At 47.0% G+C, this 11,110-nt stretch carries 6 protein-coding genes; all 6 read right to left on the reverse strand.

Annotation, left to right across the window (positions count from 1 at the left end; translation table 11 throughout):
• Positions 1-420: 420 nt before the first annotated feature.
• A complete protein-coding gene (locus ACTIE6_RS05455; protein WP_439555664.1) occupies positions 421-1,929 on the reverse strand; it encodes a RagB/SusD family nutrient uptake outer membrane protein in 1,509 nt (502 codons plus the stop codon).
• Between the two features lie 37 nt (positions 1,930-1,966).
• Positions 1,967-5,209, reverse strand: coding sequence for a SusC/RagA family TonB-linked outer membrane protein (locus ACTIE6_RS05460; RefSeq protein ID WP_439555665.1), 3,243 nt, complete (start codon positions 5,207-5,209; stop codon positions 1,967-1,969).
• 542 nt (positions 5,210-5,751) lie between these two features.
• On the reverse strand, positions 5,752-6,474 hold the full coding sequence (locus tag ACTIE6_RS05465) for a class I SAM-dependent methyltransferase (RefSeq protein WP_439555666.1): 723 nt from the start codon (positions 6,472-6,474) through the stop codon (positions 5,752-5,754).
• 175 nt (positions 6,475-6,649) lie between these two features.
• Positions 6,650-8,071, reverse strand: coding sequence for a DUF1501 domain-containing protein (locus ACTIE6_RS05470; RefSeq protein ID WP_439555667.1), 1,422 nt, complete (start codon positions 8,069-8,071; stop codon positions 6,650-6,652).
• Positions 8,072-8,245: 174 nt separating this feature from the next.
• Positions 8,246-10,543 carry a DUF1549 domain-containing protein gene (locus ACTIE6_RS05475; RefSeq protein ID WP_439555670.1) on the reverse strand — a complete coding sequence of 766 codons (2,298 nt, stop codon included), beginning with the start codon at positions 10,541-10,543 and terminating at the stop codon, positions 8,246-8,248.
• Positions 10,544-10,723: 180 nt separating this feature from the next.
• On the reverse strand, positions 10,724-11,110 hold a 387-nt coding region (locus ACTIE6_RS05480; protein WP_439555668.1), incomplete at its 5' end, for a RagB/SusD family nutrient uptake outer membrane protein.

An 11,110-nucleotide genomic window follows, 5' to 3' on the forward strand; every position in this document is an offset into this window, starting at 1 on the left:
TCCGCCGTGGAACGGGGAATGACTGAATGATTGAATGACTGAATGACTGAATGAAATATTTTGAGAATCTCGAATTTGTGATCTTAAATAAAACTAATTAATGCTGGAAATAGTCCGATTATTGCAATGATAGTCTTAATCTTTGAGCCTACTATCCTGCTGTGTAGGGCTTTTTAATGTTGAATGACTGAATGATTGAATGACTGAGTTAGTGATTTAGTGAGTTAGCTCGCGAAAGATTAAGTAGGTAACTGGCTTGGCATTGAAGTTTCTATCAATATTTTGAGAAAATTAAAAAGTGCAGTGAGCGAACGCTGGCTGCACTTTTTTTAGTAAACTAGAACTAAGACTGTTGTTATTAACTCACATATTCATTCACTAACTCGCTCATTCAGTCATTCAGTCATTCAAAATTCAAAATCAAAAATAAGGCGTCAGTGCTGATTCGACAGCTGGGAGGCCGTAGTAGTCGTCGAGTACCGTGAATGCATTAGGTGGCGGGACTGCGCCTTTTGGGAAATAGTAGGCTGCCGGATTTGCTTTTACTTTGGCCCCATAAGCGCCGATGATCTCCTTCACGCGGCCGGTGCGCGTCAGGTCAAACCAGCGTTTGTTTTCAAAAGCCAGCTCAACGCGCCTCTCTTTAAATATAGCTTCGCGCGTGGTAGCCTGCGACGAGGCTGTCGTGTTAGCAAGACCCGCGCGCTTGCGTACCTGGTTCAGGTAAGTGGCCGCTTCTGTGGTTTTGCCCTGCTCGTTCAGCGATTCAGCCAGGAACAGCAGTACTTCCGAATAACGGTATACGGGCCAGTTTTGACCTGTGTTGTTATGAAGCGAATGCGTTTTTGCATACTTCTTAATGTAAGGATATACCTTATTCTCAACCTGACTCGAACTAAGCGTCACATATCCGATGGATGCTTCCTTGCGTAGGTCGCCCGTTTCGTAAGCTGCAATCAGATCCGGCGTCGGAATGTTGTTACTCTCCTGGGAAGTTCCCTGCGGATTGGAAGTGCCGGTTATCGGTGCGATTTCGGTAGCCGTAATGGGCGACGGAAGAAAGCGGTAAATCTGGTTTCCATTATAGCCAGCAGAACCTTCCATGTACTGGATTTCAAAAACCGACTCCTGGTTATTCTTGTTTCCTGTTGTCGTCGAGAATGCATTCGCATAGTCCGGCATCAATGCATAACCGTCATTTGCAATCACATCCTTCATGAGCGGCTCCACTTTCGCCCACATTTTTTGGGTAAGATAAAGGTTCGCCAGCAATGTTTTGGCTGCTCCGGAAGTAGCGCGGCCAGCTTCCTGTTTAGCCTTGTTTGGCAAAAGCGTACTGGCTTCGGTGGCATCCTTTTCGACTTGTGCATACACTTGTTCAGCCGTAGAAAGTGGTAATGCGGCATTTTCCCTGCTTGTTACAGGTTCAAGATGGAGCGGCACTTTCCCGAACAAACGAATCAGATCGAAGTAAGCAAATGCACGTAGAAACAGCGCCTGGCCTTTGAGGTTCTTTTTAGCTTCTGCATCAAAATCCACACCATCTATCAGAACAAGAATCTGATTAGCGCGCGAAATGATCTGGTAGTTCAGCCTGTATTGAACGAGCACATTGTCGTTTGCCGTAACGCCGCCGGCAGTCGGAATAGCAAAGTCGGCAACGTTCTCAGTCGCGTCTACTGCACCGTAAAGTACATTTCGTGCGTAGTAGGTATTGTCCGAATGCATTTCTTCCAACACCCAGGCGCGCTCGTTATACATTTGCCTGAGCGGTACATAGGCCGAATTTACTGCCTGCTGAAAATCGTTTTGAGTGGAGAAGAAGACACCGGAGCTCAATGCCGTTTCCGGTATTACACTTAGAAAGTTATCGCCGCAGCTGCTCAGGGCGGTCGCCAGGAACCAGGCTGCTATATATCTTATTTTCATTTCTTTTCAGATTAAAATGGATCTGCAACTGATCTTACTAAAAGTTAAGGTTCACGCCCAATGTCCAGGTACGTGGTACAGGATAGTTGGAGAAATCGACTCCCTGGCTCAGGTTACCACCGTCACTTTGTCCGTCTGCCTGTGCGCTCGTTTCCGGGTTAGGTCCACCCCAATATTTTGTGAAAACATACACCTGCTGAATCGAAGCATACAAACGGGCTGACTTGAAAAATTTGTTGCCAGCGCCGATGTTATAGCCCAGCGTCACATTCTTGATCGTGAAGTACGACGCATTGGCCAGGAAGTGAGAGCTGTTCCAGTCGCGCTCGATCCCGGTATAGTTTCCACCATTGTTGGTCGCGCCAAACATTCCATTTCCTTTTGAAATGACGGTTGTAGCTATCCCCACTCCTTTTTCGTTGGTCACATTCTTCACGCGGAAACGGTCTTTCACGCCGGCCACCATGTTGAAAACGCCGTCGAGGTTCGCAGTACTGTACATGTGGCGTACCCAAAGCTGGTTACCCCGCGACCCTGAACCCACAATGGAAAGATCCCAGTTTTTAAAGCTCAGGTTGTTGGTGATACCATAAGTGAACTTTGGAAAAGGGCTCCCGATGATGGTACGGTCGTCGGCATCGCCACCGTAAGTGATAACGCCATCGCCATTCACATCACGTAATTTGATTGTTCCGATTGCAGAGCGGCCCGGTATAATTGGCGAGTTTGCAAGATCTTCGGCACTCTCGTAAAAACCTTCTTTTACCATTCCATAAAACTGACCAAAAGGCTGACCAACCTGCGTAATGTGGAAGCTACCATAAACGCGGTCAATGCCCGGTGCCAGTTCCATTACCTTGTTCCGGTTGAACGATATGTTCGCATTAGTAGTCCATTTTAACCTGCCGTCGAGGTTACGGGAAGTGATTGAAAACTCGTGTCCCCAAAACTTGATCTCACCAATGTTGTCATTGTAATTGGTAAAGCCTGACTCCTGAGGTACCTGAACCGCGTAAAGCAGATTGGTAGTACGTTTGGTGTAAAAGTCGTAAATGAACTGGATCCGGTCGTTGAACAAACCCAGGTCAAGACCTGTATCAAACTGCTTGGTAGTTTCCCAGCCCAGGTTCGGGTTTGCAAGGGAAGTTACATTTGCGCCCGGGCCGACTTTATCCCCAAAAACTGCATTGTTCGGACTGATGAGCGCGTACTGCGTGTAGTTACCAATGTTGTTGTTACCGATCACACCATAGCTCGCGCGCAGTTTGGCAAACGAAACGCGGCTGATGGATTGCATAAAGTTCTCGTCAGAAACGACCCAGCCCGCAGACACCGACGGGAATGTTCCCCAACGGTTTTCAGAACCGAAACGTGAAGATCCGTCAGCGCGGACAGCTGCTGTAAACAGGTACTTGCCCTTGTAGTTGTACGTCAGGCGTGAGATATAAGATAGCAGCGACCATTCATTGACACCATTAAATGTATTTGATCCCGAAATTCCATTGACATTGAAGCTACCACCGCGGTCAATGTTCAATGCACCCTGGATAGTTGGCAGCCGGTCTTCTGTGTAGGTATTGGTGGTAATGCGGTCAAATTCCTGACGGAACTTCTGCTGGGTAAAACCGCCGAGCAGCTCGAAATTGTGCTTCTCGCCAAAGCTGTGGTTGTAAGTGGCCAGGTTTTCATTCAGCCAGGAGAAGTTCTGGTAGTTCTGGCGAATGGAAGAAGCGGTAGTCGGAATGGGTACGTTGATCTGGCTGGTCGCTGTTGATGGATTGAAGAAGAAAAATTTGTTGCTTTCCATCTCCACATTCAGCGTCGATTTTAATGTCAGACCTTTGACTGGCTGGTATTGCAGGTAGCTGTTACCGAGCAGCTTCGTGATCTTGGTTTCATTGGTCAGCTCTTCTGCCGCGCGCACCCAGTTTGGATAGGCATATATGTTTCCGGTGTTGTCGGGGAAACGATTGAATTTAGTCAGGTCTCCATTTGAGTCGCGGATCGGCATGACCGGCCAAGTATGCAGCGCATTGAAGAGAATACCTGTACCGCGGTCACCGTCAGTTCTGGGTGTATTATCGTAAACATACTGTGGCGCGATATTGAAGCCGATTTTCACTCTGCTGGATATGTCATACTCGGTATTCATCCGCAGCGAAAAACGCTTGTAATTGTTGTTGATCACAACTCCCTCCTGGTTGAAAATACCCGCAACGAGTGAGGTACGCATATTTTCCTTATTCGAGCTGACGGTCAGGTTGTAGCTCTGGATCGGAGCTGTTCGCAGCAATGCATCGTACCAGTCATTATTCTGGTTGGCAAATTGCTCGGGTTTGTCAAATGGAGCGGGCACCGTTCTGTTCTCATCTTCAAACAGTTCTTTTTTGAATTGCGCAAATTCCTGCGCTGTCAGCATTTCAATGCGCCCTTTTTGAGGTACCTTCTGGAAACCGTAAAATGCATTGAATCCTACATTGGTCTGGCCGGGTCTTCCTCTTTTTGTCGTGATCAGCACCACGCCATTTGCCGCCCTGGAACCGTAAAGGGAGGTTGAGGCAGCATCTTTCAGTATTGTAATATCATCAATTTCGTCCGGGTTCATTTGCGCAATCGTTCCGGTGATCGGGAAACCGTCGACAACATATAGCGGATCACTGCCTGCTGTTACAGAAACCTGCCCGCGGATACGTACAGACATACCCTGTCCCGGCTTACCCGTAGTCTGGTTGATCTGCACACCGGCAAGTCTTCCCTGCAATTTCTGGGTTACCTGCGAAACAGGAATGTCTTTCAGCTCTTCGCTTTTAACAGTTTGCACAGCACCGGTAATCTCTTTTTTCAGCTGGCTACCGTAACCTACAACCACCACTTCGGAAAGTGCCTTCGAGTCAGAGAGCAGTTTAATATCAACTGTATTGTTGCTGCCGACAGCGACTTCCTGAGACACAAAACCAACAGAAGAAAAGACCAGAGTTCCTCCCTGATCTGGTACGTTAATCGAATAAGCACCTTCCGCATCGGAAACTGTGCCGATCGTAGTTCCCTTAAGAAGGATACTTACGCCGGGCACACTTGCACCACTTTCATCGGTTACTTTGCCCTTGATATTCTTGTCGATCGCGAAGCTACCACTTTCGATATATGCATTCGGGATCGCGTAGTTGTTACCGGCATACGCATTCAGTCCACAAGCTGCGCCAATGAGCACCTGGCTCAATGAGAGTTTGATGAAAGAATTAAATCCGGAACAATAGGGAAATTGTCGAAATTGATTCATAGGATTTAGCATTAATGTTTTGTCGAGGTTTGTCCCTGGGGACTTTTAGAGTTGAGAATTACTTTACTTTCTGACTTTTGGCATACAATCCGGTTTTAAGTGAATAATGATCATGGGTTAGGAATAGTCAATAATGAATTGAAATACTTGTATTTAATCTTATTTAAATCATATCTCATTTAAGGCGCATAAGTGCCTTAAATAGAGTCAAGTACAAAAAAGACGAAGAGAGTTGGTCGATTTAAATAGGAATACTCTAAGAACAAACTGGCTTGCGTAGCATGAAAAGCCAATCTTTAATTCTCAAAGTAATATTTCTGCAATAGTAGAATGATTACCAGAATCGACTGTCCTGCTCTGTATGGTTTTGAAGAATATTTCATTTTCCTTGTTTTTGCAGGATATATTCGGGATTGCTGCGGTCTGCGGGGTTTGAAGGATAAAAAAAGTACTCCTTACAGATTGTGAGGAGTACCGTGGTATGCTCGTAATTAGCTATGCTGGTGGGAGAACTAGTTTTTGTTCAGGTCTTTAAGCCTTTTCTAACGGAGACCAAGCTTGTTCTTACAAACGTTCATAAACAAGCGAAGTGCAAAGTAAAAGCCGGCTGTTTTTCCATTCATCGAATCCGACTTGGCTTTCAGTAGTTCCGGATGAACTATGTCGTATAATTTTTTTTGAGGTAAGGAATGAGGAAGGGTCCTGGCTTTCGAAAACACCAGGATATTTTGCTTGTACCACCAAAAAATATTCGGATTGTTCCAGAAGTATGGTCTCAAAATATCATGACAAGTATACCCGTGGTTTTCAAACTTCTGGATCCAGTAAGTCGGCCATTGCTCGTTGATGTGGCCCTGCCCGCCTTGACTTGGGATAGCAGCCGAAAAGACAATGTTGTCGCTCAATGAAACAATGTTCTCGATAAACCTGTCCGCACTTGCTGGTGACAGATGTTCAGCAACCTCCAGGCTGATTGCAAGATCGAATCGGTCACTGACTTTCAGGTGTGGCTCCTGCAGGTCAGTTTCAATAAATTCATTTTCGCCGAGATACTTTTTCAGAAGGTTTTTATCCACCCAGGGGCCGTCCATTCCAATAACACGCTCCACACCTTGTTCCTTGAAACAATAAAGAAAAGTCCCCAAACCACATCCGAAATCGACTACACTTTTGGGCTGGAAGAGTTGCACCAATACGGGGGTAATCTCCTTGGGAGACTTTAAATTGTAAATTTCTTCTGAATGGAAAAAGGTCGTCTGGGCCATAATTGAACTGTGTTGACACTAGTGATGGAACATTGTCGCTCTTCTCAAAGAAATGAGCTTAGTTCTTCAATTTCTAATGGAGTACCCAGTCACTTATTATTCGGTATAATCTGCTGAATAAAAGGCTGATTCACGCCCGCATGATTCAGCCTTTTATCCAACAGCGGGACTAACCTTAACTCAACAATTCCATTACTGCCTTCCCTTTTCCATCGGGAGTTGTGTAGAATGGGCGCTTTTCAACTTCATATTGCGTGTCTTCTGCGATACCGAGTGCGTGATAAATCGTTTGGTGCACGCCATCAATTTTGATTGGGTTTTCAATGGTTTTGCAGGGTCGTTCGTCTGCTGTTTTTCCGTACACAAACCCTTTTTTGATACCGCCACCGAACATCAGCATGGAGCAACCGTCGGTGAAATGCCGGTGCATTCCATAAAATTTCAGGTCGGAAAGAATGTCGGGCTGGGCTACTTGTTCCAGTACCTTGGCATCTGGCCTGCCTTCTACCATCATATCCCGGCTGAATTCACTCGCTAAAACGACGATGGTACGATCCAGCAGTCCTTTTTCATCCAGATCTTTGATCAGCTGTGCAATCGGGCCGTCGATCTGCTTCTTCATTTCTTCCAGGCGGGTATGTCCGTTTTCATGGGTATCCCAGCCTTTGAATGGTTCATATTCCGTCGTTACACTGATAAATCTTGCACCTTGTTCCGTGAGCCGGCGCGCTAGCAGACAACCAAGTCCGAATTTGCCTGTGTTATAAATATCGTAACTCTTTTTAGGCTCAGTACTCAGGTCGAATGCTTTTGACTCTGGTGAATTCAGCAATGCGTAAGCTTGCTCCATCGACCGTTTCAAAGATTCACGCTGGTAGTCGCTGCCAAATTCCCCGACCGGACTATTGTTGATCAGTTCATTGTAAAGCTGGTTTCTGCGTTCAAACCGCTTTGCATCCATTCCGACGGGCGGGCGTACGCTTTCAAGTCCCTGGCTCGGATCAGGAATGAAGAATGGGCCAAATTCGTTTCCCAGAAACCCGGCAGTATGAAAAGCTTTCAGCTCTTCCGCTTCTCCCACAGTGAATCGCTGACCGATATCCACGAATGCAGGAATCACAGGGTTCTTCGGGCCAAGCTCTTTGGCGATCCAGGAACCGATGTGCGGCGCGGCCACCGTCTGCGGTGGCTCATAGCAGGTATGCCAATGGTATTGGTGGCGCGAATGCAAGATGTGTCCCATGTCAGCTGCCACGTAAGACCGGATCAACGTTCCTTTGTCCATTACATTTCCAATCGATTGCAGACCTTCGGAAAAGTGAATTCCATCCAGCTTGGTAGGCAGCGATTTGAAAGTACTTAACACCCGATTGCCTTCCATATCCTTCTCGAAAGGCGTGTACAATTTTGGATCAAAGGTCTCGGTATGTGCCATTCCCCCCGCCATCCATAAAAGGATTACAGTATCTGCCGAGGAGTCAGACTTGCTTTTACAGGAAGAAAGCAGGTTTGAAACGGGAGCCCCCGCTGCCAATGCAGCCAGTGTTGCGGCACTGGCATGCTGCAAAAACTCCCTCCTATTCCATTTGCTCTGCATTGCTATTATATTTTAGAATATTAGTAATGAACAACTTAGGTTAAATCGCATTTAAGACTTTTATTAAGTAATATCTGTATGTTAATATTAAATGTTAAAACAGACTGATACATCTTGTACTTATCATTTGTATTAAACTTTTAATACTTCATGTAAGTGTCTTTAATATTATTCTTAATATATTAATTGAAACTCCGGTACCAACGCGATCGCCCAAACCAGGTCCTGAATTCCTTCTTCGCTAGGCGCTGGTCCGAGGATTTTTTTCGCTGCTGCGATCTCTTTGGGCAATGGTGTTCGCCCAAGCGCTTTCCGGTACAATGCGGTTACCAGCGAATCCGATGTCGGATACTTTGCCTTCCATTCTTTCGATCCTGTTTTCAAAGTTTCAGTAAACTTATTTCCATTAGTCAGTTCCAGCGCCTGCAACAGGTTAGCCTGCGAGGTGCGGCTTGTACTGACGGTCTCGCGGTTTGGCCGGCCGAGCGAAGTAAGGAACGGATCGTTCTTCACAAAAGCAGCCCGGGCAAATGGCAGCCGCTGTTTGATATCTTCCGGAAGCCGCTTGTACATGATCGCTGAATCGGAGTACATTGGCTTGAATGCAATACTGATCGCATCCGAGAACTGCTCGGCAGAGAGCCTTCTTCTCACCATGCCGGTAAATTTGAAATCATTCGCCATAATGTCTCCCGCCTCTTTCACCGAGGTGGAAGGAAGCTGGTAAGTTTTGGAAGTGACAATGGTATAGATCAACTTTTTCATGTCGTACCCATTTGCCACGAAATCAGAAGCGAGCCAATCCAGCAGATCTTCACTCCATGGTACATTGTCCATTACATCTACCGGCTCCACAATGCCGCGGCCCATTAGCTGCGCCCACACACGGTTAACTACCGTCCTGTATAATCGGCCGTCTTTGGGTTGCACCAGGTAGTCTGCTAGCTGGCGAAGTCGCTTCTCCGTCGGTGCATCTACGCTGATTTCACCCAGTTCAGGGAAAAGCATTTTGGTACCGGCGATTTTTCCGGTGGGTTTGTCGCAGTGGTTAATTTCAAGAAGTGTATCTGCAAAGATGTTTGCGAATGCATAAGCGTCGGCCAGCTTCCAGTCACTTACAAAACTGTCGTGGCAGGAAGCGCATTTAAGGTTTAGTCCAAGAAATACCTGCGACACGTTTTGCGCGGCCTGCATTTCGGTGCGCTGGCTCGAATTGATCGTGCCCCTCCATTTAATACCTTTAATAAATCCTTCCGATTCCCTGGTCGGACTGATCAGTTCTTTTACAAACCAGTTGTATGGCTTATTGCTTTGCAACGAGCTGTAAAGCCATTTCGTAATATCAAACCGGCCGCCGGTAATATAGCCGGTACCCGAATAATCGTTTCTCAATGCATCATTCCAGAACGACATCCAGTGCTGGGCGTAATCATCATTGCGGTTCAAAAGTTCTCTTGCGAGTACTTCGCGTTTGTCGGGGCGGTTATCTGCAACGAATGCGTCCACTTTCTCAGGCGGCGGCAGCAGTCCGATAATGTCCAGGTAAACGCGACGGATATACAGGCGATCATCAACAGCTGACTTCCACGCTACGTTATTCTTCTTGAAATATGCATTAACAAACAAATCCACCGGTTTATTCAACTCGGCAGTGGGAGCTGGAACCGCTGGGGTTCTTGGTTCAAGCGCTGCAACGCGGTAAATGCTCTTTTGCTGTCCATCCGGCCACAATGCACCTTTTTCAATCCAGAATTTAAGGACATTCACTTCGCGTTCGGTCAGCCTTTTGCCTTTGGTCGGCATAGCTTCCTTATCGCCTTTGGGCAAAGTAATGCGACGGATCATCTCACTTTTGTCAGGATGATTGGGCACAACTACCGGGCCGCCTTCGCCTCCTTTCATGATGGCTTCTTTACTATCCAGCCGCAGATCGCCTTTGGTTTTGGTTTCGCTGTGGCAGCTATAACAGTTATGTGCAAGGATAGTGCGTACTTCCACATTCAGGTTTTGCACCTGCTCGGGGCTCAATGCGCCTGTATTGGTGAGTACAAAATCGGCTTCGTCGGTTCCGGAAAGTTCTTTTGGTTCGGACGACGAGGGTAATACGCTCGACAGGTAATCGTCGCCGTGGGTGAGCATTGCTCCGTAATGCCCGGCAAACGAAACGCCGAAAACGGTAACAAAAAGGAGCGAGCGGAAAACAGAGCGGTTCCTGGATCTTAATGCAAATGTGGCTGCCACTGCAAGCGTCATGGTAGCGATTCCCGACCATTTATGGATTTCGAAGCTGGTACCACTTGCATCTTCCGAATCGGCCAGCAATAAGCCGAATACAACAGCGAGTAACGCACTTCCGGCGCCAACCCAGGTCACAATCGCAGTTGCGTCACGCAATACAGCCGACTTGCGGCGCCAGTCCATTAACTCAAGTAAAAGGGCAACCAGCAGTAATCCAATCGGAAAATGGACCATTAAAGGGTGCAACCGGCCTAAAAACTGCCACAGCCAGAATGTTTCGTTTGCTTGAAGTAACACAATCAAAAAAATTAGGGGTTCAGGAATAATCAGGAGCTTGTAAAACGACTAATGCTCATATAAGTTATAGTTTTTACCGGGGAAACACAATTGCTTGTGCTTCCCCGATGCATTGGCCTAGTACCCCGGGTTCTGAGTCAGTTTTGCGTTGATCAGGATCTGCGGCGCAGGGATCGGCAGCACGTACTCATTTTCGGTATACACATAATCGGTGGAGTTGAATGGAACATTCCCCCTATCGATGGTCGGCTTCGCTCTTTCGCGTGCGCCGTGTGCATTCATAAATGCAGCCCATTGTGCAGGTGTCATGGTTCTTTTCAGGTCGAAGAACCGCTGGTTCTCGAATGCGAGTTCCAGTCTGCGTTCTTTCAATACAGCTGTCCTGAAAGTGTTTTTATCCAAACCGGCCAATGCGGCCAGACCTGCGCGTTTGCGTACCTGGTTTATGAAATCATAAGCTTCGGCAGTAGGCCCGCTTTGTTCATTGATCGCTTCGGCGAGCAT

It is taken from the genome of Dyadobacter sp. (genome assembly GCF_051859145.1).
Taxonomy (GTDB): domain Bacteria; phylum Bacteroidota; class Bacteroidia; order Cytophagales; family Spirosomataceae; genus Dyadobacter.

What these genes read in the sequence shown, in the direction of transcription:
- ACTIE6_RS05455 (WP_439555664.1), bottom strand. Translation starts at nt 1,929, where the DNA reads ATGAAAATAAGATATATAGCAGCCTGGTTCCTGGCGACCGCCCTGAGC.
- ACTIE6_RS05460 (WP_439555665.1), bottom strand. Translation starts at nt 5,209, where the DNA reads ATGAATCAATTTCGACAATTTCCCTATTGTTCCGGATTTAATTCTTTC.
- ACTIE6_RS05465 (WP_439555666.1), bottom strand. Translation starts at nt 6,474, where the DNA reads ATGGCCCAGACGACCTTTTTCCATTCAGAAGAAATTTACAATTTAAAG.
- ACTIE6_RS05470 (WP_439555667.1), bottom strand. Translation starts at nt 8,071, where the DNA reads ATGCAGAGCAAATGGAATAGGAGGGAGTTTTTGCAGCATGCCAGTGCC.
- ACTIE6_RS05475 (WP_439555670.1), bottom strand. Translation starts at nt 10,543, where the DNA reads ATGGTCCATTTTCCGATTGGATTACTGCTGGTTGCCCTTTTACTTGAG.